This window comes from Cupriavidus sp. 01T418 (genome assembly GCF_056398885.1).
The window spans coordinates 146,309-171,341 of sequence record NZ_JBFTQG010000012.1 but is presented as its reverse complement, the minus strand read 5'-3'; the positions used below and the strand labels follow the sequence as shown (position 1 = coordinate 171,341).

General features: G+C 63.4%; 19 protein-coding genes and 3 pseudogenes. 19 read left to right on the top strand and 3 right to left on the bottom strand.

Features of this window, described 5'->3' with window-relative positions; all coding sequences use genetic code 11:
- Positions 1-6 precede the first annotated feature (6 nt).
- From AC1DQ3_RS15310 to AC1DQ3_RS15270, 9 genes and pseudogenes are all read left to right on the top strand, one after another.
- A complete protein-coding gene (locus tag AC1DQ3_RS15310) occupies positions 7-1,134 on the top strand; it encodes an ABC transporter ATP-binding protein (RefSeq protein ID WP_477121015.1) in 1,128 nt (375 codons plus the stop codon).
- A 69-nt stretch (positions 1,135-1,203) separates the two neighbouring features.
- On the top strand, positions 1,204-3,273 hold the full coding sequence (locus AC1DQ3_RS15305) for a hydantoinase/oxoprolinase family protein (protein ID WP_477121014.1): 2,070 nt from the start codon (positions 1,204-1,206) through the stop codon (positions 3,271-3,273).
- Positions 3,274-3,291: 18 nt separating this feature from the next.
- Positions 3,292-5,016: a hydantoinase B/oxoprolinase family protein gene (locus tag AC1DQ3_RS15300; protein WP_477121013.1), complete on the top strand. Its 1,725-nt coding sequence runs from the start codon at positions 3,292-3,294 to the stop codon at positions 5,014-5,016.
- A 52-nt stretch (positions 5,017-5,068) separates the two neighbouring features.
- Positions 5,069-6,364 carry an NAD(P)/FAD-dependent oxidoreductase gene (locus AC1DQ3_RS15295; protein WP_477121012.1) on the top strand — a complete coding sequence of 432 codons (1,296 nt, stop codon included), beginning with the start codon at positions 5,069-5,071 and terminating at the stop codon, positions 6,362-6,364.
- Between the two features lie 68 nt (positions 6,365-6,432).
- Positions 6,433-7,326, top strand: a complete 894-nt coding sequence (locus AC1DQ3_RS15290; protein WP_477121011.1) for a DMT family transporter — start codon at positions 6,433-6,435, stop codon at positions 7,324-7,326.
- Positions 7,327-7,431: 105 nt separating this feature from the next.
- Positions 7,432-8,286: an IclR family transcriptional regulator gene (locus AC1DQ3_RS15285; RefSeq protein ID WP_477121010.1), complete on the top strand. Its 855-nt coding sequence runs from the start codon at positions 7,432-7,434 to the stop codon at positions 8,284-8,286.
- A gap of 296 nt (positions 8,287-8,582) precedes the next feature.
- Positions 8,583-8,657, top strand: a pseudogene (locus AC1DQ3_RS15280) (IS6 family transposase); the annotation flags it as partial.
- A 358-nt stretch (positions 8,658-9,015) separates the two neighbouring features.
- Positions 9,016-9,387, top strand: coding sequence for a hypothetical protein (locus tag AC1DQ3_RS15275; protein WP_477121009.1), 372 nt, complete (start codon positions 9,016-9,018; stop codon positions 9,385-9,387).
- Positions 9,388-9,766: 379 nt separating this feature from the next.
- Positions 9,767-10,102 (top strand): annotated as a pseudogene (locus AC1DQ3_RS15270) (IS4 family transposase); the annotation flags it as partial.
- 404 nt (positions 10,103-10,506) lie between these two features.
- Here AC1DQ3_RS15270 and AC1DQ3_RS15265 read toward each other — a convergent pair.
- Positions 10,507-11,289: an IclR family transcriptional regulator gene (locus tag AC1DQ3_RS15265; RefSeq protein WP_477121008.1), complete on the bottom strand. Its 783-nt coding sequence runs from the start codon at positions 11,287-11,289 to the stop codon at positions 10,507-10,509.
- A gap of 238 nt (positions 11,290-11,527) precedes the next feature.
- On the opposite strand from AC1DQ3_RS15265, the gene AC1DQ3_RS15260 reads away from it, so the two are divergent.
- From AC1DQ3_RS15260 to AC1DQ3_RS15230, 7 genes and pseudogenes are all read left to right on the top strand, one after another.
- Positions 11,528-13,561 carry a hydantoinase/oxoprolinase family protein gene (locus AC1DQ3_RS15260; RefSeq protein WP_477121007.1) on the top strand — a complete coding sequence of 678 codons (2,034 nt, stop codon included), beginning with the start codon at positions 11,528-11,530 and terminating at the stop codon, positions 13,559-13,561.
- Entirely contained in the window at positions 13,552-15,195 is a 1,644-nt protein-coding gene (locus AC1DQ3_RS15255; RefSeq protein WP_477121006.1) for a hydantoinase B/oxoprolinase family protein, read from the top strand. The genes AC1DQ3_RS15260 and AC1DQ3_RS15255 overlap by 10 nt, the downstream gene beginning before the upstream one ends.
- Positions 15,196-15,224: 29 nt before the next feature.
- Positions 15,225-16,472: an ABC transporter substrate-binding protein gene (locus AC1DQ3_RS15250; protein ID WP_477121005.1), complete on the top strand. Its 1,248-nt coding sequence runs from the start codon at positions 15,225-15,227 to the stop codon at positions 16,470-16,472.
- A gap of 87 nt (positions 16,473-16,559) precedes the next feature.
- Positions 16,560-17,299 (top strand): annotated as a pseudogene (locus AC1DQ3_RS15245) (ABC transporter ATP-binding protein); the annotation flags it as partial.
- Entirely contained in the window at positions 17,273-17,773 is a 501-nt protein-coding gene (locus AC1DQ3_RS15240) for an ATP-binding cassette domain-containing protein (RefSeq protein ID WP_477121028.1), read from the top strand. The pseudogene AC1DQ3_RS15245 and the gene AC1DQ3_RS15240, both read left to right, overlap by 27 nt.
- Positions 17,774-17,785: 12 nt before the next feature.
- A complete protein-coding gene (locus AC1DQ3_RS15235) occupies positions 17,786-18,679 on the top strand; it encodes a branched-chain amino acid ABC transporter permease (protein WP_477121004.1) in 894 nt (297 codons plus the stop codon).
- Positions 18,680-18,697: 18 nt separating this feature from the next.
- Complete coding sequence (locus tag AC1DQ3_RS15230) at positions 18,698-19,699, top strand: branched-chain amino acid ABC transporter permease (RefSeq protein ID WP_477121027.1); 1,002 nt, start codon at positions 18,698-18,700, stop codon at positions 19,697-19,699.
- A gap of 27 nt (positions 19,700-19,726) precedes the next feature.
- On the opposite strand, the gene AC1DQ3_RS15225 is transcribed toward AC1DQ3_RS15230, so the two are convergent.
- The gene (locus tag AC1DQ3_RS15225; protein ID WP_477121003.1) at positions 19,727-20,494 is read right to left on the bottom strand and encodes an IclR family transcriptional regulator; all 768 of its coding nucleotides are present in this window, start codon (positions 20,492-20,494) and stop codon (positions 19,727-19,729) included.
- Positions 20,495-20,646: 152 nt separating this feature from the next.
- Here AC1DQ3_RS15225 and AC1DQ3_RS15220 point away from each other — a divergent pair, with 152 nt between their 5' ends.
- A complete protein-coding gene (locus AC1DQ3_RS15220; RefSeq protein ID WP_477121026.1) occupies positions 20,647-21,936 on the top strand; it encodes an NAD(P)/FAD-dependent oxidoreductase in 1,290 nt (429 codons plus the stop codon).
- A gap of 85 nt (positions 21,937-22,021) precedes the next feature.
- Here the strand turns inward: AC1DQ3_RS15220 and AC1DQ3_RS15215 are convergent, their stop codons facing one another.
- Positions 22,022-23,245 (bottom strand): tyrosine-type recombinase/integrase, encoded by a 1,224-nt coding sequence (locus AC1DQ3_RS15215; RefSeq protein WP_477121002.1) that lies wholly within the window; start codon positions 23,243-23,245, stop codon positions 22,022-22,024.
- A 144-nt stretch (positions 23,246-23,389) separates the two neighbouring features.
- Between AC1DQ3_RS15215 and AC1DQ3_RS15210 the strand changes: the two genes are divergently transcribed.
- Entirely contained in the window at positions 23,390-24,451 is a 1,062-nt protein-coding gene (locus tag AC1DQ3_RS15210; RefSeq protein WP_477121001.1) for a DNA-binding protein, read from the top strand.
- Positions 24,452-24,708: 257 nt separating this feature from the next.
- On the top strand, positions 24,709-24,957 hold the full coding sequence (locus AC1DQ3_RS15205; protein WP_416047203.1) for an H-NS histone family protein: 249 nt from the start codon (positions 24,709-24,711) through the stop codon (positions 24,955-24,957).
- Positions 24,958-25,033 lie beyond the last annotated feature (76 nt).

The following is a 25,033-nucleotide window of genomic DNA, read 5'->3' as shown; positions in this document are numbered from 1 at the left end:
TACTGAATGATGGTCACTACAAGCTCCACATCTTCCTCGCTTCGCTCCGGTCATCTGATCATCTCCGGGCTGCAGAAACGCTATCAGGATCATGCCGCGGTCGCAGGTGTTGACCTCGACGTGCCGCCGGGAGAATTCGTCGCGCTGCTTGGCCCGTCGGGCTGCGGCAAGACCACGATCCTGCGCAGCATTGCCGGCTTGGTGTCGCCGTCCGGCGGCGACATCCGGATTGATGGCCGCTCGATTCTCGCCGACCCGGTATACCAGCGCGATCTTGGCATGGTATTCCAGAGCTACGCGCTGTTTCCGCACATGACGGTACGACAGAACGTCGCCTTCGGATTGCGGATGCGCGGCGTGTCCAAGGACGAGATGACGCGACGCGCCGACGAGAGCCTGGAGCTGGTTCGCATGCGTGCTTACGCCGACCGGGTTCCGGCTCAACTTTCCGGCGGACAGCAACAGCGGGTCGCGCTCGCGCGCGCCATCATCACGAATCCGACCGTATTGCTGCTCGACGAACCATTCAGCGCGCTCGACGCGAAACTGCGCGAGTCCATGCAGATCGAGCTGAGGCAATTACAGAAGCGCTTGCGCATTACCACGATTTTCGTCACGCACGATCAGCAAGAAGCGCTCACCATGGCCGATCGCATTGCCGTCATGAATGGTGGCCGGGTGGAGCAATTCGATCCGCCCCAGATCATCTACAACGCACCGCAAACGCTGTTCGTGGCTGAGTTCATCGGTCGCATGAATCGAGTGCCGGGCCGCCTGGTCGGGCGTGAATCCGGACATTCGCTGGTGCGCCTGGAAGGTCGCGAGGATATCTATACGGCCAAGGACAACGCGAGCCTTGGGGTGGGCGATGCCATTGTCGCCACGCTGCGGCCCGAGAAAATCGCGCTGCTCCCACCTGGTGCCGGCGTGAACGGCTACACCGGCCTCGCCGAGGGACGGGTCTCCGAAGTGATTTTCACCGGTGACCAGATCTCTGTGTATCTGGAAACGACTCATGGTCAGTTGACTGTCGCGGCACAAAGCGGGACGCATGGCGGCGTCGCAGTGAATTCGGGGGACACGGTGCGTATCGGCTGGAACGCTGCTGACATGCTTGTGTTTCCTGCCCGATAACAAACAACCGGCATCGATCGACATGCGAATTGTCAGACAGCGGTTCTTTGAGACAGAGGCTAGCTCAATATGAAAAGCACCAAGCACAACAGCGATACCAGATTCGAAATCGGCGTAGATATCGGTGGCACCTTTACTGACGTGGTATGCCGTGGCACCGACGGCGGCTTTAGGTTGGTAAAAATCCCCACCACGCGCGCCAACCCGAGCGAGGGGGTGCATCGTGCGATCGGTTACATGGCCGAGGAGTGGGGGGTGCAACCGACGCAAATTGAGCGCTTCGTGCACGGCACCACGGTGGCCACCAACGCGAGCATCGAGCGCCAGGGCGCGAAGTTGGGCCTGCTGACGACCGAGGGCTTCAAGGATGTGCTCGAAATTGGCCGCCAGAGCCGGCGCGCCATGTATGACCTGGCACTGACGCCGCAGACGCCGGCGTTCCTTGTGCCCGGCGCACTGCGCAAGGAAGTCAAGGAGCGCATTACCGCTAGCGGTGACATCTTGGTGTCGCTTGATGAAGCATCGGTGCGGCAGGCCGTGCGCGACCTCGCGGACGCAGGAGTGCAGGCCATCGCGATTTCATTCCTGTTTTCATTCCTCAATCCAGCGCACGAGTTGCGCGCCCGTGAAATCGTCAGCGAAATCGCGCCCGACATCATGACCTCGATCTCGTGCGAGGTCGATCCTGCGTTCCGTGAATACGAGCGCACCTGTGTCACGGCGTTCGATGCTTACGCAAAGCCAGTGGTGGACCGCTATCTGGAAAATATGGAACGCGATCTTGCCAGCAGCGCGGTACGCGCGCCGCTGCAGATCATGCAGTCGCGCGGCGGCATTGCCTCGTCGGGTGTGGCCAGGCGCCGGCCGGTGCGTTTGTTCCTGTCCGGGCCGGCCGCCGGCGTGATCGGCGGGCGCACGGTTGGCCAGTCGATTGGCATCGATGATGTAATCACGGTCGACATCGGCGGCACCAGTTCCGATATTGCGTTGATCAGTCGTGGCAAGGCCATGATCGCTGCCGAAGGGGTGATCGACACGTTCCCGGTGCGAGTACCGATGGTGGACGTCAATGCCATCGGTGCGGGCGGCGGCAGCATCGCCTGGATCGATGCGGCAGGCGGCCTGAAGGTTGGCCCGCATTCGGCCGGCTCGGAACCCGGCCCGGCTTGCTATGGGCGCGGAGGAGAACAGGCCACCGTCACGGACGCCTCGGTGGTGCTCGGCTATCTCGATCCCGATTATTTTGCGGGTGGCATGCTGAAGCTTCAGCCAGAACTGGCGTCGGGGGCGATCGAGAAACATATTGCCAAGCCACTCGGCATATCAGTCGAGCAGGCCGCACTTGGCATCCATCGCGTGGTGAACGCCAACATGGCCGAAGGCATTCGCCTGATCTCGGTGGGCCGGGGCATCGATCCACGGCAGTTCGCACTGTTGCCGCTGGGTGGTGGTGGCGCCGTGCACGCCAACGCGCTCGCACGCGAACTCGGTATGCGCCGCATTCTCGTGCCGCTGTATCCGGGGGTGCTCTCGGCAACGGGTCTGCTGGAAGCGCCGGTGGAGCATGAGGCGTCAACGGCCTTTCCGCAGCCGCTTGCCGCTACCAGCCGGGAGGCGCTACGCGAGGCGTACACCCGGCTCGACGCGCAGTGCAGCGAATTAATGGCCGCAGAGGGGATCGCGCCAGCGAAGGTCCGGATTTTTTATCACGCTGACGTTTGCTACATTGGCCAGTCGTATCACCTGGAAATCCCTGTTGCGATGAGCGCGATAGATCCCGTGGCTACGCTATATGCGGATTTTCTCGAAGCGCATGACCGGATCTATGGGCACAGCACGGAAACGCCGGCGAAGATCGTCAACCTGCGTGCCATCCACCAGGCTGCGGTAGCGATGCCGATCAAGGAGGCCGACTATGTACCGAACAGCGGTGAGACCCGCAAGGCTGATCGCAAGATCATGGTCGGCACGGGCGGTGGCTATATCGACGCCAAGGTCTACGAACGGCACGCGCTACCTTCGGGCACCTTGATCGAAGGGCCGGCCATTATCGAACAAACTGACACCACCATCGTGATCGAGCCAGGCTGGCGAGCCGAGGTCGTCAAGGGCGGCAATCTGCTGATCACGGTTATCTGATATCAAAAGGAACGCGCCATGAACGCAAACCAAAGATCCGTTCTGACCACCGCCGGCCATCACCAGACCCTCGATCCGATCACGGTCGAAGTCGTGCGCAACAAGCTGGATGGCGCCGCCAATGAAATGGAAATGACGCTGCTCAAGAGTTCGTTCTCTCCCATCGTCAAGGAGGGACTGGATGCGTCGGCCAGCCTGTTCACCGTGGACGGCACGACCCTGGCCCAGGCATGCTCGATTCCAATCCATCTGGCCACGCTGATCCCGGCGGTGAGGGCGATGCTGGACACCTATCCGCTCGAGAGCATGCAGGAGGGTGACACCTATATCCTCAACGATCCCTATTGCGGCGGCACGCACCTGCCCGATATCGCGATCATGTCGCCGGTCGTGCATCGCGGCCAAGTGATTGCGCTTGCCGCTGCCATGACGCACCACGGAGACGTGGGCGGCATGTCGGCCGGGTCGGTGCCGACCAACGCGACCGAAATCTACCAGGAGGGCGTGCGCATTCCACCGCTCAAGCTGCGCGAGGCAGGAGTTTACAACGACACCCTGGTGCGGCTTCTGCGCCAGAATGTGCGCATGCCCGACACCTTTATGGGGGACATCAACGCGCAGATTGCCGCGTGCACTGTCGGGGCCCGGCGTCTGGTGGAACTGGCGGATGGGTATGGTAAAGCGATGCTTGCGGCGATTTTCCACGATTTGCTGACGCGCTCCGAGATCATGACACGCAAGGCGCTCGAGGCGATTCCGAGCGGCACCTATCGTTACGTCGATTATCTGGATAACGACGGAATCGAACTGGACAAGCCCATCCGTATTGAGGTTGCAGTCACCATCAAAGATGGTGGCATCGAGTTCGACTTTGAGGGTACCAGCCCGCAAGTGAAAGGGCCACTGAACTGCGTACGCTCGGGAACGCTAGCGGCCGCGTGCTTTGCGGTACGCGCACTCACTGACCCATCCATTCCCAGCAACGGCGGGTGCTTCCGGCCACTGTCGCTGCGTCTGCCCGAGGGAACCATCGTCAACCCGGTTGAGCCGGCACCCGTCAATGCGCGCACCGCGACCATCAAACGCATCACAGGATGCATGATCGGCGCGCTGGCGCAGGTGATGCCGCAGAACGTCCCGGCCGCGTCGGCAGGGGAACTGCTGGTGATGGCGTTTGGCGGCCGCAAGTTGTCGGGCGAAAAGTTCATCGTCGGCGAGCTGATCGCGGGCGGCAGCGGCGCATACGCCGGCGGCGACGGGGTGGACGTGATTGAGACCGATGCGACCAACTGCATGAACCTGCCTGCCGAGGCGATGGAAATGGAGGCGCCGATCCGCATACATCGCGTCGCGCTGCGCCGCGATTCGGGTGGGCCTGGCACGTTCCGCGGCGGCCTGGGGGTGGTGCGCGAGTATGAGGTTCTGGATGGCGAGATGTCCTTCTCGCATCGAGGCGAACGTCACTTCAGTGCGCCCGCAGGCATCGCCGGCGGTGGCGACGGCGCCATGGCGTGCTCGATCATCCGGCGCGTCGATGGCTCGGAGGAAACCATCCCGTCGAAGATCGCGACGGTACTGCGCAAAGGCGACCGGCTGACGGTCGAAACCGCGGGTGGCGGCGGCTACGGCGATCCCAAACAACGTGCTCGGGAGCGGGTTCTGGCCGATGTCAGCGATGGCAAGGTCAGTGCCGAGGCGGCGCGGGAGAGATACGGCTTCACCGGACCGCTGAATCCGGCATGACACCAGCCACCACTGGCCTGGCAAATCCGTTCACATCACTGAACACGGCGTTATGAAACCACTGGATCATCCTCCATCCGTCTGGGCAGCGACCGCCAACCCGCGGCCCGCATTCCCCGCACTAAAGGGAGACATCGACACCGAAGTCGCGATCATCGGCTGCGGCTTCAGCGGTTTGTCAACCGCACACCATCTGCATCAGGCGGGGAGCGATTGCGTCATCCTCGAAGCCAATGACGCCGGCTGGGGCGCCAGCGGGCGCAACGGCGGCATGGCTGTGCTGCGGTACAAGGACGCGTATTCGACCATCGCCGCGACGCATGGCAACCAGGTGGCACTGCACCTGTATCGGTTGGTGCAGGAGGCCGTCAATACGCTCGAAGCAATTGTCACTGAATACCACATCGACTGTGATTTCAAGCGCTGCGGCCACATCACGGCGGCCAATAGTCGTAATGCAATCCGGACGCTGGAGGCCGATATTCGCTGGTTGTCCGAGCAAGCGAATGACATGACGCCGTCACTGCTAGACGGCATAAAAATGCGCGAACTGGTTGGCACAGACGTCTATCCAGGCGGCTACCTTGATCCGCGCTCGGCCGGTATTCATCCACTCAACTATTCGCGCGGGTTCGCTGCGGGGCTGGCGAGGAAGGGTATTCGGATCTTTGTCGGCAGTCCGGTCATCGACATGCGTCAGGATGCGAACGGCGTCACGCTGCAGACGCCGAACGGGAAGGCCCGCGCCAAACGGGTTGTGATTACCACCAATGCCTATACGGATCTGGCCAAGCTCGGGGTCAATCTGGAGAGGCGCGTGGTGCCAGTTTCCACGTCGGTCATTGCCACCGTACCGCTACCCGACGAGATTGCCGCGACCATCTTGCCGCAGCGGCATCTGGTGACAGATACCCGGCATCTCGTCAATTACTTTCGGGTACTGCCGGATAAGCGGGTGCTGTTTGGCGGACGCGGCGACATCACCGGCTATGAATCGCCGGAAATTTACCTTGGTCTCGAACAACAGCTGGTGGAGACGTTTCCGGCGCTTGCCCATGTACCGATCGAGTTCAGGTGGTCGGGCAAAGTAGCGGTGACGCTCGATGATTTCCCGCATCTCGGGCGCGTTGGCGACCGCATCTGCTACGCCATGGGCTGCGGCGGCCGCGGCGTCGCGCTGACCAATCTGTTCGGCAAGCTGGTGGCGCGGATGGTGCAGGGCGGGGAGGTGGACGCGGGACCGATGAATCACAATCGTTTCGCGCCGATCCCATTTCATGGGTTGCGTGTGCCGGTGATGCAAATGGTGGCCGGCTGGTACAAGCTGCTCGACCATTTGGCGCGCTAACCGTGGCCGCATTACCAGCCACGCTGCAATCGGCAGGCAAGGTGCCGCCGCCTGGCAGGACCTATTTGTTGCTGGCAGTCATGATCTTTGCCTGGGGCAGCAACTATCCCCTGATGAAACTGGCAATCGCCGACATGCCGCCGCTTGCATTCACCGCGGTGCGGCTGGTGGGTGCCGCCGGGGTGCTCATTGCCATTCTCCTAGTCTCCCGACGCAGATCGTTGTTGCCGGCACCCGGGGAGCGCGTGCCGCTGGCAGTGGTCGGGCTTTTCCAGATCGCGGCGATGCTCGGCTTTACCATCATCGGCCTCACCGTCGTGCCGCCCGGACGAGCAGGATTGCTGGTGTACACCATGCAACTGTGGTCGGTGCCCTTGGGGCTGTGGTTGCTGCGTGAGAGGCCCGGTCCTGGCGCGCTGGCCGGAAGTGCGGTGGGATTCGCCGGCATCCTGGTGTTCTTCAATCCCGCCGCGTTCAATTGGCATGACCACCATACCCTGGTGGGGAGCGGCCTGATCCTGCTCGCTGCAATCTCATGGGCATTCGGCTCCTGCCTGTACCGCAAGCGCGCGTGGCGGTCCGGTTTCATGGAGCAAACCTTGTGGCAAATGGGATGTTCGGCATTGCCCATCGCCGCGCTTAGTCTCCTGTTCGAACGCGATGCCGCGTTGCATTTGACCGCACGGCTGGTAGCGATCGTCATATTCAACTGGCTCGTTCCGACCGCGCTGGCGCTATGGTGCTGGGGCAAGGTGCTGTCTGTGATGCCGGTATCGACCGCCGGTCAATGGCTGTTATTGACGCCGATGGTCGGTTTTGCGCTCAGCGCGCTATTCATGAACGAGCCGGTGACAGCGCCGCTGATTGCAAGCGCCGCACTCATCGCGGCTGGCATTTTTCTCACGATGCGAAGGGAAGCTGCGGTATCCCAGCAACGAGGTCCGGCAAGAGCGCCTGACTGATTCCCAGCCAAGATGTCGTGTGCTGGATTGTGGGGGCCCGCAACGCTTCGGAAGGCGCACTGAGTTGTGTGCTAATCTGCCCTTTAATGAACCAAGAGCTTTTCCATGTCTACCGTGAATTCGCCCTTATTCATCCAGTCGCTTTCCACCGGCCTGGAGGTGCTGCTAGCGTTCGATGCCGAGCGTACTTCAATGAATCTCCGGGAGATTGCAGAGGCGGCGGGCATCACCAAGAGCGCCGCCCAGCGGTTTGCTTTCACCCTTGAGATCCTGGGGTTTCTCCGCAAGGATCCCGTCACCAAGCGCTACTCGCTAGCACCGAAGTCGCTCAATTTCGCCTACCGGTATTTGCTATCCAGCCCGCTGATCGACCGCGCCAATCCATACCTGCTTGAGCTCAATCGCCGTTCCAAGGAAACCGTCAACCTGTCCGAACCCGACGGACTGGAGATGGTTTTCATCGCGCGGTTCCCAAGCCCAACGCACAGTATTGTTCATATGCCACTGGGCCGAAGATTGCCAATATTTTGCACCGCGTCCGGTCGCGCCTATCTGTCCTCGCTCGGCGAAGACGAGGCGAGGGCGATCCTGGAGGCATCCGACCGCGTCAAATACACGCCGACGACGGAAACCGATATCGGGAAAATCATGGCCATGCTGGACGACGTCAGGGAAAACGGCTACGCCTATGCGTATGAAGAGTACTACCGGGGAGACCTCAATCTGGCAGTGCCGCTGCTCAACGTCTCCGGACGTCCGGTGGCGGCGATCAACATCTCCGCGGCTGCCAGCCGTTGGGCGCGAGAAAAGCTGCGCGAGGAAGTGGCGCCGCTGCTCATCGAAACCGCCCGCCTGATTTCAACCACACCCGCGACACCTACTGCATTGGAGCCTTTCCGGCGCGGTTACGGCGTGGGCGAACCTCACAACAATCGGAAGGTGAAAAGGCCGGCGGCATGAATTTGCGGCCGTGGGCCGGCCTGGCTTGGAGAGCGCGCCAAAGCGGAGGCTGGGATCAGTCTTTCCTCAAGAGGATAAAGAGCCACCTACAATGTGCTCAAGGCCCGCACAGGTGGCGCGGCGRCACCGTGGTCGTATCGTATCAAGGGCACTTCGGACCGGTTGTAGACCAGGACGGCAGCTTTTGCGAGTCTGCCAACATGGCCGGCCTGATCAAGGCGGTCGAATCGGGCATGCCGTTCCACGCTCACGGCGATCACGGCTGAGCCCCGCCGCAGGCCAACTCAGCCGTGATCGCTCCGACGCGCTTTTTCCAACGGGTGCTGCACTCCTCTCCGACACCGCGCAAGATCGTCACTGACCAGTTACGTCGTGCCGCCAACCGATGCACGGATTGTGGCCGCGATCATGGAAACGATGCTGGATCTTGCGGCGCATTTGGTCGCACCGATCCAAGCGCTGGCGTTGCAGGGGCTGGAAACAGCTACCAGAACGACGTCTTTATAGCGAGATGGGTCTGATACCTTCACTCAATCTGCGATGAAGGCGCATCTTTGTGAAAGCCGTGTGCGGGAGAACTGCACGCACGGTTTGAGCGGCGGACGGAGGCCAGCGCGCAAGCGCGCCTCCTCCGACCCGACACTGTCGATGGGCGTGCAGCAAAACGCGCCCGGAGGGAAGGGCCCGGACCGGTGAGTATTCCGTCCAACAATGTGAGGCAGGGATGAAATGACAAAGGCATCCGGCAGTCTGCAGGAACTGAGAAGGCGGATATATCGCAAGGCGAAGTCTGACAAGACCCATCGCTTCTGGGGGCTTTTCGTGCATATTGCGAAGAGTGAAACCCTAGACGAGGCCTACCGTATCGCCAAGAGGAACGGCGGTGCACCGGGAATCGATGGTCTGATTTTTAATGACATCGAGGCATCGGGACGCATTGTATTCCTTGCGGAGATTCAGGCAGACCTCAAAACAGGCAGGTATGAACCCAAGCCGAACCGCAGGGTAGAGATCCCGAAGAGCAAGACCGAAGCGGTCCCCACACCGCGCGCTGGCGGAAGTCAGACGCAGTGTGCTGCGGCGCATGTCGACGGTGGTTGACGTGGATTTGTCGCGTTACTTTGACACAATCCAACACTCAACCCTGTTGGGCAAGATCGCGAAGCGCATCAGGATCCTCAGGTCATGGGTCCGAACTCTGCTAACGCGGCGCAAGAAGAGGAGCGTCGGGTGGCGACGATGGAGTAACGAGTACCTCTACGGAGTCCTGGGACTGTATTGGGACTGGAAAATGCGCCCGCTGTCGGGCGCGGAGGAGTTCGCGTGAAAGTGGCCGCCATACGACAGGACACATAACCCTTGCGATGAATCTCACTGGGTGAGCTGCTTGAGGGAAAACCTCACGATCAGTTCTTATGGGGAGGGGCTGGAAACGGGCCGGGTTCGCCGCGCACCGCGCCAGTTCCTTACCCGACAAGTCTTCTTCCATGTGCTCAAGAATGGCTGCCGGATTGAAGCCCTGCAACTGTCGGCCATCGATCGACTGGAGCGTGCGCTGGCGTTGTTCATGATTGTGGCCTGGCGCATCGCCTACCTGATGCGGCTTGGCAGGACCTGCCCGGATCTAGATGCAGCGTTGTTCCTCGATCTGGATGAAATCCGCGGTGCTTATCTGCTGACGAAAAAGCGCGTCCCTGATCGGTCCCCACGGCTTAACGAGGTGTTGCGACTGATTGCGCGACTCGGCGGCTTCCTGGCTCGCACGGGCGACGGCGAGCCAGGAGCAAAGGCTATCTGGACCGGGCTGCAGCAAGTAATGATCGCCGCTCACACTTTACAGGCGCTTCGGGATCGAAGACCTGTCGTTCTGTTCTGTATAAGGAGATGGGCCAAGCTTGGTAAGGCTTTGGGCGAGATTTTCTATTTTCGGGGGATGGGCAAAAATATCCAAGATGATCTTCCAAGCCCCCCTCGTAGTCCTGCCACGTCAGGCCGTCCACCCCAGGCGCCGCCTTGCGCTTGAGCGCGAAGAATGCCTCCCGAAGCAACTGACGTGGTGCAGAAGCGCGGTGACCAGCCGTCCCCTGCAACTTCGTTTCGCTGGTTCGTTGTGCTGGCAATGGACGATGCAGCCGGGGGCCAGGCGATCCATCGAACATCCGTACCGGATACGCGAAAATCAATCTCGAGTTCCACGGGAACCGAGCGGCCTGCAGTCTCTCAATGCGAACGTACGGCCTTGGTAATTGCGCCCGCGCATTCCAGGACCATCGGCCCGAGCTTGCCGAGCAAGTCTTCACGCGTCCAACGGCTGGTCGGCGCCACCACATGCACGGCCGCTATCGCGCGTCCGTTGTTGTTGTAGACCGGGGCACCAACATTCATATGCCCCAGGTAGTACTCCTCGAAGTTCGAGGCGAATCCGCGCGCGCGCGCCTCCGTCACGCAACACATGATCTCGTCGACCTCAGTCAGCGTGTTGACCGTATACGAGGTGTGTTCAGTGCGCTCAAGCAGTGCCTGGACTTCGTTGTCCGGCAGTCCCGACAGATACGCGCGGCCGGCCGATGTGCAATACATTGGCATGCGGCTGCCGATGGCCATGTGGGCGACGATGGGCTTGCGGCTGGTGAAGGAGGCCACATAGACCATATTGGTGCCACACGGCTCCGTCAGAGAAACCGTCTCGTCGCACGCACTGTTCATCGCCGAAAGGAAGGGGTTGGCGCTGTCGATCAGTGAGTTGGTCTCCAGGTAGTTGCAGCCGATCTCCATCACCTTGTTGACTAGCTCATAGCGGCGGGTGAAGGGATCCTTGGCCAAGTAGCCGAGCGCTTCCAGCGTAAAGACGATGCGCTGCGCGGAACTGCGCGTGATACCCACGGCGACCGCGATCTCGCTCAGGCTCATGCGGCGGCTCCGGGAGCCAAATGCGGCAAGAATCGCCAGCCCTTTCTCCACCGACTGGTTGAACATCGGGGCGTCCCTTGCAGCCTCTTTCATGTTGTCTCTTCGCATCTTTTTTGTTACAAATTGATCGTATATCGATTGTAGATGATCATTTACCGATTGTGCTAATCGTTCTAGACTTATTTCACTCAGTAAACGTTAAGAACGTATCGCATATCGATTTTTATTTGCGGATTTTCTGAGTGGTTGCATCGAAACTGCACTCCGCGCACCACCGCGGGTCGGCTCGCATCTTCCTTGGGACGCGAGCACTGAATCAGGGAGAATCATTGTGAAAGTTGGTGTAGAAGTCGGCGGGACATTTACAGACCTCGTCGCGCTCAGCCAGGGCGACGTCCGTGTCGTCAAGGTACCGAGTACGCCGGCATCGCCTGAACTCGGGGTGCTCAATGCCCTACGTGCCGCTCAAATCGATTTCGCTTCCATCGAGGATTTCGCGCACGGCTCTACGGTGGCGACGAACGCCGTGCTGGAGCGCAAGGGCGGCCGGGTTGCCTTTATCGCGACCGAGGGGTTTCGCGACATCCTTTTCCTGCAGCGGCACGACCGCAAGCGCATCTACGATCTCTTCTATAAAAAGCCGGAGCCGCCCGTAAAGCGCCGGGACTGTTATGAAGCGAACGAGCGGGTGCTGGCCAGCGGTGCGGTGGAAACGGCGCTGGATGAAGACAAATTCCGCGCCGAGGTGCTTCCGCAACTCGAAGCCGGCACCTACGATGCGGTTGCCATCTGCCTGCTCAACGCCTACAAGTCCCCCGAGCATGAACTGCGCCTGGCAGCCATCATCCGCGCCGCGCTGCCCCGCATCGTGGTGACGTGCTCCCATCAGGTGGCGCGTGAATTCCGCGAGTACGAACGCGCCAGCACGGCCACCTTGTCGGCCTTCGTGCAGCCGGTGATCGCGGGCTACCTTGGCCGCCTGACGGAGTCTCTGACCCGTGACGGCTTCAAGGGCCGCTTCTCCGTGATGCAGTCCAACGGCGGGCGCCTGCCGGCCGATGCGATGCGAGAGAACGCCATCAGCGCCTTGTTCTCCGGGCCGGCCGCCGGTGTGGTCGGCGCAGTGCGCCAGGTCCTGCGCTCGGGCTACGCCAATATCATTACCTTCGACATGGGTGGCACCAGTTCGGATGTCTGCCTGGTGCAGGACGGCAAGCCGACGCTTGCCGCCGAGACCGAGATCGATGGCTTGCCGGTGCGCACGCCCGTGCTGGATATCGTCACCGTCGGCGCCGGCGGCGGCAGCCTGATCTGGCTCGACGACGGCGGCATGCTGCGCGTGGGTCCGGAAAGCGCCGGCGCGCAGCCAGGTCCCGCCTGCTACGGCCGCGGCGGCACGCTGCCGACGATCACCGACGCCCATGTGGTGCTCGGCACCGTGCGGCCGGAGGCCTTTCTCGGTGGCCAAATGGCCCTGGACGTGTCGGCCGCGCATCGCGCCTTCGATGCGCTGGCCGCGCATTTCAAGCTGCCTGTGGAGGCGGTAGCCTACAACGCCGTGCGCCTGGCCAATGCCAATATCGTGCGCGCCATCCAGCTGGTGTCCACCCAGCGCGGACGCGACCCGCGTGACTACGTGCTGGTGCCGTTCGGCGGTGCCGGCCCCATGCAGGCCGCGCAGATTGCGGAAGAACTCGGCATCGAGAAGGTGGTGGCGCCGCCCAACCCCGGCGTCACCTCCGCCTATGGCCTGCTTGCGTCGGACTTCATCAAGTACGAGACCCTGACCAACCGTGCGCAAGTGAACGGCGATACCTGCGGCGACCTGCGCACGCGCTTCGAAGGCATGCGATCGGATCTGGAAGCGCAGTTCCGGGACATGCAGTTCAGCGAGGCGCTGGACTTCAGCTACACGCTGGAGATGCGCTATGTGGGCCAGGCCTTCGAGGTGCCGCTGGAGATGGACCAGCAAGCGCTGTCCACGCTGGACGAGGCGGATCTGCAAGCGCGCTTCGTGGATGCGCATCACCGCATCTATTTCCACAGCGACAAGAGCGGACGTCCGATCGAGGTGGTGGCGCTGCGGGTAGGCGCGACCCTGTCCACCGACTATGTGCCGGCCGTTTCGTCATCGGCCGCGAGCCAGCAAGCGGCGCCGGGCCAGCCGGCGCTGTACGACGGCTCGGCATGGTCGGCCTGCCGCAGGAAAACCATTGCCGCGCTGGAAGCCGGGCAAGCTTCGCTCACCGGCCCGGCTGTCCTGGAGGACTACACCACCACGGTGCTGGTCCCCGCCAACTGGAGCGCCAGTGTCGACGCCCAATCCAATCTGATTCTTGCCAAGGAAGGTGCAGCATGCCGGTAAATCCGTTTGACAACGCCATCATCAGCCAGAGCATTCTTGCTGCTGCAAGGGAAATGGGGATCAAGCTGATCCGGTCGGCGTACTCCACTATCCTGCGCGAAGCCAGCGACGGCTCCGCCGCCATCGCCAATGTGCACGGCGATATCGTGGCGCAGGCGGAGCTGATCCCGATCCAGCTCGGACCGATCGGCATCACGCTCAAAAGCTGCCTGGAGCGCCATCCGGTCGAGACGATCGGCCCCGACGATTTCATGATCACCAATGATCCGTATTCCGGCGGCCAGCATCTTCCCGACGTCTATATTTTCTGCCCGATCTTCTACCAGGGCGCGCTGATCGGCTTCTCCGCGAGCGTTGCGCACCAGATCGACTTTGGTGGCGGTGCGCCCGGGCTGGACCCCGGCGCCACGGATATCTACCAGGAAGGCCTGCGCCTGCCGCCGACCCGCTGGTCGCGATCCCGCGACTGGGATGGCGGGCCGCTCGAGCAACTGGTGCGGGCCAACATCCGCGTGCCGGACCTGACCATCGGCGACATGAACGCGATGTTCGCCGCCAACGCCATCGCCGCTGCCCGCCTGGTGCAGCTGTGCGACAAGTACGGCAGCTGCATCGTCGCTGAAGTCATGGCGGAGATGGTTGACTATTCCGAGCGGCGTTTCCGTGCCGCGATCGCGCAGTTGCCGGACGGCGTGTACTACGGCGAGGACATGATCGACGACGATGGCGTCACCGACGAGCCACTGCTGATCAAGGTCAAGGTGAGCGTGGCGGGCGACACCATCGACATCGACTTCGCCGGCAGCAGCCCTCAGGTCCGGCGCAACCTCAACTCGCCGTTCTCGTGCACGGTGTCCGCCGCCGTGACCTGCGTGAAATCGGTGCTGACCTCTCCGGATATTCCGTTCAACGACGGCATCCTGCGCGCCGTCCGTATCACGGCGCCTTACGGGTCGATCCTGAACCCCGCGCCACCCTCGCCGGTGCGTGCGCGGCTGGAGGCGAACTACCGCATCTACAACGCGATCATGCGCGCACTGTCCGACGTCGTGCCCGAGAAGGTCATCGCAACGGGGTTCGATACCTTGACCGCCGCCTGCTTCTCGCTGCAGCGCGACGAGGGCTATAGCGTGTACCTGGAGATCTTCGGGGGCGGCTATGGCGCGTCGCATCGCGGCGACGGCTGCGACGCGGTCGATTCGCCGTTGTCCAATTGCGCCAATACGCCCATCGAGGCGCTGGATATGGAATATGACTTCTTCCGGCTGGAGCGCTATGCGCTGGAAGCCGATTCCTTCGGGCAGGGCAAGTTCCGGGGCGGCGCAGGGTTCAGCCGCGAGTACTCCGTACTGCAGGACGGGGTGGTCTTTGCGATCTATGCCGACCGGCATCGCTACGCGCCAAAGGGACTGTTTGGCGGCGAGGAGGGCAAGCGCGGCTACTGCGAAGTCACGCGAGGTGGGGTGACGGAGCGGCTGCCCTCCAAGTCCATGGTGACCATGAACCGGGGCGATCGCGTGAAGGTCTTCATGGGCGGCGGCGGCGGCTACGGCGCTGCGAGCGAACGCGCCACGGCGCTGCTGCAGGCTGACGAAAGCGACGGCATGGTGGCGCGGGCCGCGTTGGCCAACTGACTACGACTTGACTATCACGGAGGAAAAGCATGTATTCCACTTTCAAAAGCGCGACTTTCAAAAGCGTTCTGCGTCGTTCACTTCCGGCGCTGGCTGCAGCGCTTGCGGTCACCGGCGCGCACGCGGAGATCTCCGATGGCGTGGTCAGGATCGGGCTGCTGACCGACATGAGCGGCGCGTTCTCGCAGTTCTCCGGCCAGGGTTCGGTCGTGGCCGCGCAGCTTGCCATCGATGACTGCCTGGCCCGCGAGTGCAAGGGGATGAAGATCGAGCTGCTGTCGGCGGACCACCAGAACAAGACGGACATCGCGCTAGCCAAGGCGCGCGAATGGGCCGACGTCAACAAGGTGGATGCCTACGCGGACATGGTCAACTCGGCGGTGGCGCTGGCCATGCAGACCCTGGCGGTGCAGAAGGACAAGGTGGCATTGTTCGCCGGCGGGCCGCTGCGCCTGACCAACGAGGATTGCCAGCCGGAGCGCACTGTGCAATGGATGTGGGACACCTACTCGCAGACCGCCGCCGCCATCAAGGGTCTGGCCAAGCCAAAGCAGAGCTGGTACTTCGTCACCGTCGACTACGCCTATGGCAATGCCGCAGTGGCCGAAGCCAGGAAGCAGCTCGATGCCATCGGCGCGCGCACCGTGGGCGAATCCAAGCATCCGCTCAACAGCAGCGACATGTCTTCCCAGATCATTGCCGCGCAGCAGTCCAAGGCGGACGTGGTTGCCTTTGCCAATTCTGGCGCGGACTCTGCCAACGCGATCAAGACGGCACAGGAGTTCCAGGTGGGCGCCAAGCAGATGCAGGCGGCGTTCTTCCCCACGGTGTATGAAATCAAGGGCATCGGCCTGGCCCAGGCCAAGGGGCTGCGCTTCCCGGAGAGTTTCTACTGGGATATCGACGATGGCACCCGCAGGTTCAGCAAGCGGTTCATGGACGTCTATAAGAAGGGGCCGCCGTCCCTGACCCATGCCGGGGTGTATTCGTCGGTCTATCACTACCTGAAGGCCGTGGCCGCCAGCCAGTCGGACGACGCCAGGACGGTGGTCAAGAAGATGCACGAGCTGCCGATCAAGGATGACGTCGTGCGCAACGCCAAGCTGCGCCCGGATGGCCGGATGGTCCACGACTACTACTACTTCCGCGTCAAGTCGCCGGAAGAGTCGAAGGGCCCGTGGGACCTGTACACGCTGGAGAAGACGCTGCCGGGCGACCAGGTGTTCCTGCCCGTGAGCGAGAGCCAGTGCCGGGTCTTCAAGACTGTCTCGCGCTGATCGATGCGCGGTGGCGGCAGCCAGCCGCCACCGCCGTGATCCGTCTCCCTGCGTTGTTCACTTCGTTTCTAATCCATGTGGAACTGTATGAGCGGTGACGACACATTGATTCTCCAGACCGAGTCGCTGACGAAATCCTTCAAGGGATTCACCGCGGTCAGCGACGTCAACCTGCGCGTGCGCCGAGGATCGGCCCCAACGGCGCGGGCAAGACCACGTGCTTCAATTTGCTGACCAAGTTCCTGGAGCCCACAGCGGGCAGGATCCTCTTCAACGGCATCGATGTCACGGGCGAGGCGCCGGCGCAGATCGCGCGGCGCGGCGTGATCCGCTCGTTCCAGATCTCAGCGGTGTTCCCGCACCTGACGGTGATGGAGAACGTGCAGATCGGCCTGCAGCGCCAGCTCGGCACCACCTATGACTTCTGGCGCAGCGCGCGCACGCTCGATGCGCTGAACGGTCGCGCCATGGCGTTACTGGACCAGGTTGGGCTGGCCGAACTCGCGGATACGGTAACGGTGAACCTGCCCTATGGCCGCAAGCGCGCGCTGGAGATTGCCACCACGCTGGCGATGGACCCGGAGTTGATGCTGCTGGACGAGCCCACCCAGGGCATGGGCCACGAGGACGTGTATCGCGTCACGAAACTGATCCGTAAGGTGTCGGCGGGACGGACCATCCTGATGGTCGAGCACAACATGAACGTGGTGTCGTCGATCGCGGACAGGATCACGGTGCTGCAGCGCGGCCTGATCCTGGCGGAGGGGCCTTACGCCAAGGTGTCGAAGGACCCGCGGGTCATGGAGGCATACATGGGCACTGTGGAAGACGGCGAGCCATTGGGCGAGCGCGGCATCTTCTCCTGCCTGTCTTGCGAGGAAAACCTGCTGGTGCCGCCCGTGCTCAAACGCGCGGGTGCGGGCAATGCGATGAGCGAGGCCGAGATCTACCAGATGTTCCCGAACCTGGCCGAGCGCCGGCAGAGCCAGGGCACGCGCCTGTCGGGCGGCGAGCAGCAGATGCTGGCGGTCGGGCGCATCCTGCGCACCGGGGCCAATCTGCTATTGCTGGATGAGATCTCGGAGGGCCTTGCACCGGTGATCGTGCAGGCGCTGGCGCGCATGATCCTGATGCTCAAGAAGAAGGGCTACACCGTAGTGATGGTGGAACAGAACTTCTGTTTTGCCGCGCCGCTGGCGGACCGCTTCTATGTGATGGAGCACGGCGCGATCGTCGAAACCTTCGGTGCCGCCGAGTTGAAATCCAAGATGCCGCTGCTCAATGCACTGCTTGGCGTGTAGGGGAGGGCCGCCATGAACGTGAACCTGAACTTTGGCGTGCCGCTGCCTGCGCTGCTGTCGCAACTGCTGCTCGGGCTGGTGAACGGCTCGTTCTACGCCATGCTGAGCCTTGGCCTTGCCGTCATCTTCGGCCTGCTCAACGTCATCAATTTCGCGCACGGCGCGCTCTTCATGCTCGGCGCGGTGCTGGCTTGGATGGGGATGGACTACTTCGGGCTGAGCTACTGGATGATGCTGGTGCTCTCGCCGCTGATCGTCGCGGTGCTCGGCGTGGTTATCGAGAAGACCATGCTGCGCTGGATCTACAAGCTCGACCACCTGTACGGCATGTTGCTGACGCTTGGCATCACGCTGGTGATCGAGGGCGTGTTCCGCTCGGTCTATGGCGTGTCCGGTCTGCCCTATTCGGCGCCGGAGCAGCTGTCCGGGGCGACGGATGTGGGCTTCATGGCGTTGCCAAACTACCGCGCCTGGGTGGTGATGGCATCGTTGACGGTGTGCTTTTCCACCTGGTTCCTAATCGAGGAGACGAAGCTGGGCGCGTATTTGCGGGCGGGCACCGAGAACCCGAAGCTGGTCGAGGCGTTCGGGGTCAATGTGCCACGGATGGTGACTCTGACTTACGGCTTTGGCGTGGCGCTGGCGGCCTTTGCCGGCGTGCTCGCGGCGCCGGTGATCCAGATATCGCCGCTGATGGGGCAAAACCTCATCATCACCGTGTTCGCCGTGGTGGTGATCGGCGGGATGGGATCCATCCTCGGGTCGATCGTCACCGGTCTCGGGCTGGGCGTGATCGAAGGCTTCACCAAGGTTTTTTATCCCGAGGCCTCGTCGACGGTGGTCTTCTTCGTCATGGTGATCGTGCTGCTGCTGCGTCCCGCAGGGCTCTTCGGCAAGGAAAAATAGGAGATCGATGTGGAAAGAATGCTGCTGCCCGCGCTCGCGCTGGTTTGCCTGGCGTTGGCCCCGTTTGCCGGAGCCTACCCGGTGTTCATCCTGAAGGTGCTGTGCTTCGCTCTGTTTGCCAGCGCGTTCAACCTGCTGATCGGCTATGTGGGCTTGTTGTCGTTCGGTCATGCCGCCTTGTTTGGCGGCGCGGGCTACGTGGCCGGCTATGCCATGAAAGCCTGGGGCGTCACGCCCGAGCTTGGCCTGCTGCTCGGCACGGTGACCGGGGCTGCGCTAGGCGCGGGCATGGGCGCGCTGGCCATCCGGCGGCACGGCATCTATTTCGCCATGATTACGCTGGCGCTGGCGCAGATGCTTTACTTCGTGTTCCTGCAGGCGCCCTTCACCAATGGCGAGGACGGCCTGCAAGCCGTGCCGCGCGGCAAGTTGCTCGGCCTGCTGCCGCTCGACAACGACCTCACGCTCTACTACGTCGTCCTTGCGATCGTTGCCGCCGCGTTTGCGCTGATCGTACGGATCGTGCGTTCGCCCTTCGGGCAGATTCTTGCGGCGATCAAGGAAAACGAGGCAAGGGCGGTTTCGCTCGGCTATGACACCAACCGCTTCAAGCTGCTGGCCTTTACGCTATCGGCCGCGCTGTCCGGGCTGGCCGGCGCATTGAAGGTGCTGGTGCTGGGGTTCGAGACCCTGACGGACGTCCATTGGTCGATGTCCGGCACGGTGATCCTGATGACGCTGGTCGGCGGGCTCGCCACGCGCTCGGGTCCCATCCTGGGGGCGCTGGTCATCGTCATGCTGGAGAACAAGCTGGGCGATATCGGCGCTGTCCTGACGTCGCTCACCGGCGTCGCGTGGTTTCAGTCGCTGGGAGACTCCGTCACCGTGGTGACCGGTGTGCTGTTCGTGTTCACGGTCCTGTTCCTGCGCGATGGCCTGGCCGGTGCGCTGGGCATGGCGGGCAGGTGGCTGCGGCTGTCGCGCCTGCCGGCGCAGCGGCGTGCGCAGCGTGCCGTGTAGAAGCCGCGAGTGAATACGATGACGGATCTACAGCAGGTTGCGGATCGAGTTGCTGACCGAGCGGGCGCACTCGATGACCATCGACGCCAGGCGTTGTTCGGCTTCTTCCAGGCTCCATCGGCTGGTTGGGACCACCAGGTGGACTGCCGCCACGGCCTTGCGCTGGTTATTGAGGACGGGCGCGGCAATGGCGCAATCGCCAAGGAACAGTTCCTCGCGGTTGCTCGCGTAGCCACGCTGGCGCGCCTGCGCCAGCAGTTCCTGCACCTTGTCCGAACTGGTGACTGTGTGCGGCGTATGCGGGTCCATCTGCGTGCGCGCGAGGATGGCGGCGACTTCCTCCGGCGGCAGGGCGCTCAGGTAGGCGCGGCCCGATGCCGAGCAGTACATCGGGATGCGGCTGCCGATCGGCATATGGATCGGGATGAACTTGGGGCTGGAGAACCGCGCGACGTACACCATCGAGGTGCCATCCGGTTCGGTCAGGTTGCAGGTCTCGCCGGTGATATTGGTCAATTCGGACAGGAAGGGGTTGGCGGCATCGATCACCCTGTCCACCGCAAGATAGTTATAGCCCACCTGCATCACGCCCAGCGCGAGCTGGTAGCGCCGTGTTTGCGGTTGGCGCGTGATGTAGCCCAGCTTTTCCAGCGTGTACACCATGCGCTGGGCGGAGCTTTTCGTGATGCCGACCGCTTCGGCAATCTCTGGCAGCGTCATGGTGCGGCGCTCGGCATTGAATGCCCGCAGCACGCCAAGCCCCTTTTCCAGCGACTGGTTGAACAGGGGCGACATCTCCGGTTCCGTTCCCGCTTCCAATCCCGGTCCCGTTCCCGATCCCTTGTCCCCGATCATGTTTTTCACCCATGAAAATAGCGAGCAGCGAGCATAACATGCAGCAATTTTGTTCCGTCGAGGCGCCGATAGAAGGGGCGCGCCATGGCCGCATGAGCACGCAGGGCCAGGCACTGCCACCATCGCTCTGGGCGGCTACCGCAAGTCCGGCGATCGAGACGCCGCCCCTGGCCGCCTCCTGCGAAGTCGACGTGGCTATCGTGGGCGCCGGCTACACGGGCCTTTCCACCGCGTTGCACCTCACGGAGCGCGGGGTCGACGTTTGCGTGTTGGAGGCGTCCGAGCTCGGTTGGGGCGCATCCGGCCGCAATGGCGGCCAGGTGATTCCCGGCCTGAAATACGATCCGGACGAACTGATCCGCATGTTCGGCCCGGAGCGTGCCGAGCCGCTGATCGACATGGTGGCGAAGGCTGCCGACAATGTGTTCGACCTGATCCGGCGCTATGGCATCGACTGCGATGCCCGGCGCAGTGGCTGGATCCAGCCGGCGCATTCGCCAACCATGCTGGAGGCGCAGCTGCGCCGCGTGCGCCAATGGCAGGCGCGCGGTGCCCATGTCGAAATGCTGGATCGCAGCGAAGTCGCCAGGCGCATCGGCACCGAGGCGTATATCGGCGGCTGGATCGACCACCGCGCCGGCAGTATCCACCCCTTGAACTACGTGCGCGGCATGGCACGGGCTGCGGCGGCCAATGGCGTGCGGATCCACGGCAATACCGGCGTCACCGGACTGGCGCGGAAAGGCAGCCGCTGGCGGCTTGTCACGGCAGGCGGCGCCACCGTCACCGCGCAACGGGTGGTGATTGCAACCAACGGCTACACCGGCGACCTGTGGCCGGGGCTCAAGCGCACCATCATCGCGGCAAACAGCTTTATCGTGGCGACCCGCCCGTTGCCGGCCGGGGCAGGCGACACGATCCTGCCGGGCGGCGTGGTCGGATCCGATTCGCGGCGGCTGCTGCTGTACTTTCGCAAGGACACGCAAGGGCGTCTCTTGCTGGGCGGCCGGGGCTCGTTCGCGGAGCCGACTTCGCCGCAGGCATGGCGCCATCTCGAGCGCTCCGTCGACTTTCTCTTTCCACAGGTGAAAGGCATTGGCTATGAGTATCGCTGGGCAGGTCGCGTGGCGGTGACGCCGGACTTCATGCCGCATGTCCATGAACCAGCGCCCGGAATGACGATCGCGCTGGGCTACAACGGCAGGGGCATCGGCATGGCGACCACGCTGGGATGCGCTCTGGCGGAGCACTTGGCCAGCGACTCGCCATCGCCGTTCGTTTATCCGCTTAGCGCGATCAAGCCGATTCCCGGACACTCGCTGCAGCGGCTTTATCTTGCTGCTGCCGTGGCTTACTTCCGGCTGCTAGACAAGCTGATGTAGTGCGCGGACCGGAGTCGGGGAGGCAGATCTGCCTGTAAATCCTGCCCCGCCGACTGAGGCGCCAGATCCACGCGCGGTGTGGGCGTCACACTTCGCGCTTCCACCCAATCCTGTGGCGCTCCTGCGTGGCCTCATGCCGCGCGTCGTCTTCCGTATGCAGGTAGGCGCTGGTCGTGGCAATCGATGCATGCCCGAAATTGTCCCGCACGAACCGCAGGTCCACCTGCTGGTCCGTCATGTGCGAGCCCGCGGTATGGCGCAGCCAGTGCGCCGAGGCGCTGGCCAGCACCGCGGCCCGGCTTTCCCAATCCGGTCCGCGCGCGCGCAGGCGCGCGGCCGCCAGCGCGAAGATCTCCTTGAGCACCAGGTGCAGCGCGCCGCGCGACAAGGGTTTTTCCTTGCCAATGACCGGTAGCACGATGGGGCGGTCCTCGCCTGGCAATGGCATCGGCGGCAGGCTGTGGGCGCTGCGATAGCGCGCCAGCTCCACCATCATTTCGTCCGTGGCCGGCACCAGCCGCGTCTTGTCCCCCTTGCCCGTCACCTCCAGCCACCAACGCTCCAGGCCCTGGCTGTCACGGCGGCAGAAAAACGCCCCCATACGCGTACTGGCCACCTCCGCCGCGCGCAAGCCACCGAGATACAGCACGGTCAGCAGCCAACGGCAACGCGCCGCGTGCAGGCGCTCGCGCGCGGTCGCACGTTCGGTCGCACTGTCGATCGTGCCCGGCATCGCGTCGATGGTGTCCTTGACCGCCTGCCACAGGTCGTGGCTGAGGTAGCGCGTGACCCGCGGCTTGGACTGGCCGCGCCGGTTGCGTGCCAGGGAGAGCGGGTTGCCGGCCAGGTAGCCGGCGTCGACCAGCCACGCAAACAACGTGTTGAGGATGACCATCGCATGGCGCGCACTGGCCGGGGAGAGCGGCCCGGCAAACGGGCGCCACCCTGGCGCGCCACGCGCGAGCTTCTTGCGCGACGCCATCACCCAGCGGGAGGCCGGTTGCGGATCGGCCAGGAAACGCTCGTACACCAGTAAATCCTCATGGGTCAGCGACGACAGCGGCTTGCCATGCTGCATCACGGCCCATAGCAGTAGCCGCTCTACCTCGCGCCGATAGCTTTGCAGGGTAGTGGGGGTGTCGGCATAGCGCGCCAGCCAGGCCGTCACCGCGGCGAGGTCGTCGGCGGCCGAGATCTGCGGGGTGCCGCCGCGCGCCCGGTTGCTGCCGGCGGTGCCGCTCAGTTCGGCGGGCAGGCGCAGGCGCTCGAGCGGGGTGGCGGGCAGGGCGGCGAGGGAGAGGGCTTCCATGGGTGGAGCGGGAGTCACGAGGTGGATGTGGCCGCTATTATAGACAGAAGCGTACTTATGTCTAAAGAGTTGACAATTTATTCAATAAAATAACGTATTACGTAGTAATATAATAGAAAACTCCACGAACGTTCCACGTAGAACATGACCGCCAGCCCGCTCGATCACCCGCCGCCCCTGCCCAGCGACGCCGCCGCCGAGGCCCAGCTCGCCGCCGACATCGCCGCGCTGCGCACGCAGTTCCCCGAAACCCGCGCGCTCTACCGCGAGGTCTGCGCCTTGCTGTTCTTCCGCTACGGCATCACGCCTACCGCCAACAAGCTCTATCAGTTGGTACGAAAGGGCAGCATGGGCACGCCCACCGAGGTGCTGGCGCAGTTCTGGCAAGACCTGCGCGGCAAGATGCACGTGACCATCGCGCACCCCGAGCTGCCGGACGCGCTCAAGGCGATCGCCGCCAATGCCGTGCAATCGATCTGGCAGGCCGCCAACGAGGCGGCCACCGGCGAACTGGCCACGCTGCGGGCCGAAGCGCGGCTGCAGGCGAGCGAGGCGGAGGCCCAGCGCGACCAGGCGCGGGCCGCGGTGGTGGTGGCCGAGCAGAAGACGGCGGCAGCGCAGGCTGAACTCGACGCGACAGAGCAAGCGCGTGCGGCGCTACAGGGGGAGCTGGACGCCGAGCGCCAGGCCCACGCGGCCGCGCAGGCGCGCCAGGAGGAGGGCCGGCGTCAGATCGAGGCGCTGGAGCGGCAACTGGGCGAGATGCATACGCAGTTCTCGGCGGACCTGGAGCGCACCCGCGAGCAGGTGGTGGTGGCGCAGGAGCGCGCCAGCGCCACCGAGCGCCGCGCGCTGCGCGAGATCGACCAGGAACGCACGTTGCGCCAGAAGGGCGAGCAGGCGGTGGCGGATCTGCGCGCCGAACTGGCGGCCGGGCAGGCGAGGGCGCAGGAGGCCGCCGTGGCTGGCGCGGAGCAGCGGGCGCGGCTGCAGGCCGAGCGCGATACGCTTAGCCGGCAACTGGAGGAGGCAGAGCAGGCGCTCGGACGAGGGCAGGCGGCGCAAGAAGGGCTGCGGGCCGAACTGGCAGCGGCGCTGCGGCGCGCCGAGCGCACCCAGGCGGAGGCCGCCGCAGCGCGCCGCCTGGCGCCGGCCCGGCGTCGGGCGCCGGCGATCAAAACCAAGTTCAGGCCGGGGCCGGCTTGAGGCGGGGCGGCAGAGGTGTCGGATGGCATTTATCCACCGCGCAAGGGGACAAGCCTGTGGACAAGGCGCGCGGGGGCCGAGTGCCGACGGCGTCAGCCGATTTGATTATAATTTAAGCAAAGAGCGCGAGCCACGCCTTCCCTGCGGCGCGAATTTCCACGGCAGCAGTCACTCGGGACAACCTTGGAGCCCCAGCACGCCTGGAAGGACGGTGCCACGCCGGATCGCTCGCCTCCCTAAATCTGTTCACCAACACCATGTCGATTGAAATCGAGCGCGCCGAAGCAATTACCTGGATCCGCATCCAGATGGCCCAGCACGGCCTGACCCTGACCCAGCTGCAGGCCGCCGGCTGTTTTACGGAGCCGGCACCGGCGACGTTGCCCGGGGCGGTGCGCTATCGCAATGCGCACGGGCAGGGCTGGGACGGCCACGGCACCATGCCGGACTGGTTGCAGCGGGCGGTCAACGCCGGGCAGAGCGTGAAGCATTTCCGGGTTGGATAACTTTTCACTATCCCTGGAGACCCCACTTAAGCGCGGGCACGCGAGGGCGGATCATCATGTATATTTGCGCCCACAG

Coding starts and splice junctions, on each gene's coding strand:
- AC1DQ3_RS15310 (WP_477121015.1), top strand. CDS start 7: ATGATGGTCACTACAAGCTCCACATCTTCCTCGCTTCGCTCCGGTCAT.
- AC1DQ3_RS15305 (WP_477121014.1), top strand. CDS start 1,204: ATGAAAAGCACCAAGCACAACAGCGATACCAGATTCGAAATCGGCGTA.
- AC1DQ3_RS15300 (WP_477121013.1), top strand. CDS start 3,292: ATGAACGCAAACCAAAGATCCGTTCTGACCACCGCCGGCCATCACCAG.
- AC1DQ3_RS15295 (WP_477121012.1), top strand. CDS start 5,069: ATGAAACCACTGGATCATCCTCCATCCGTCTGGGCAGCGACCGCCAAC.
- AC1DQ3_RS15285 (WP_477121010.1), top strand. CDS start 7,432: ATGTCTACCGTGAATTCGCCCTTATTCATCCAGTCGCTTTCCACCGGC.
- AC1DQ3_RS15275 (WP_477121009.1), top strand. CDS start 9,016: ATGACAAAGGCATCCGGCAGTCTGCAGGAACTGAGAAGGCGGATATAT.
- AC1DQ3_RS15265 (WP_477121008.1), bottom strand. CDS start 11,289: ATGAAAGAGGCTGCAAGGGACGCCCCGATGTTCAACCAGTCGGTGGAG.
- AC1DQ3_RS15255 (WP_477121006.1), top strand. CDS start 13,552: ATGCCGGTAAATCCGTTTGACAACGCCATCATCAGCCAGAGCATTCTT.
- AC1DQ3_RS15250 (WP_477121005.1), top strand. CDS start 15,225: ATGTATTCCACTTTCAAAAGCGCGACTTTCAAAAGCGTTCTGCGTCGT.
- AC1DQ3_RS15240 (WP_477121028.1), top strand. CDS start 17,273: ATGGAGGCATACATGGGCACTGTGGAAGACGGCGAGCCATTGGGCGAG.
- AC1DQ3_RS15235 (WP_477121004.1), top strand. CDS start 17,786: ATGAACGTGAACCTGAACTTTGGCGTGCCGCTGCCTGCGCTGCTGTCG.
- AC1DQ3_RS15230 (WP_477121027.1), top strand. CDS start 18,698: ATGCTGCTGCCCGCGCTCGCGCTGGTTTGCCTGGCGTTGGCCCCGTTT.
- AC1DQ3_RS15225 (WP_477121003.1), bottom strand. CDS start 20,494: ATGTCGCCCCTGTTCAACCAGTCGCTGGAAAAGGGGCTTGGCGTGCTG.
- AC1DQ3_RS15220 (WP_477121026.1), top strand. CDS start 20,647: ATGAGCACGCAGGGCCAGGCACTGCCACCATCGCTCTGGGCGGCTACC.
- AC1DQ3_RS15215 (WP_477121002.1), bottom strand. CDS start 23,245: ATGGAAGCCCTCTCCCTCGCCGCCCTGCCCGCCACCCCGCTCGAGCGC.
- AC1DQ3_RS15210 (WP_477121001.1), top strand. CDS start 23,390: ATGACCGCCAGCCCGCTCGATCACCCGCCGCCCCTGCCCAGCGACGCC.
- AC1DQ3_RS15205 (WP_416047203.1), top strand. CDS start 24,709: ATGTCGATTGAAATCGAGCGCGCCGAAGCAATTACCTGGATCCGCATC.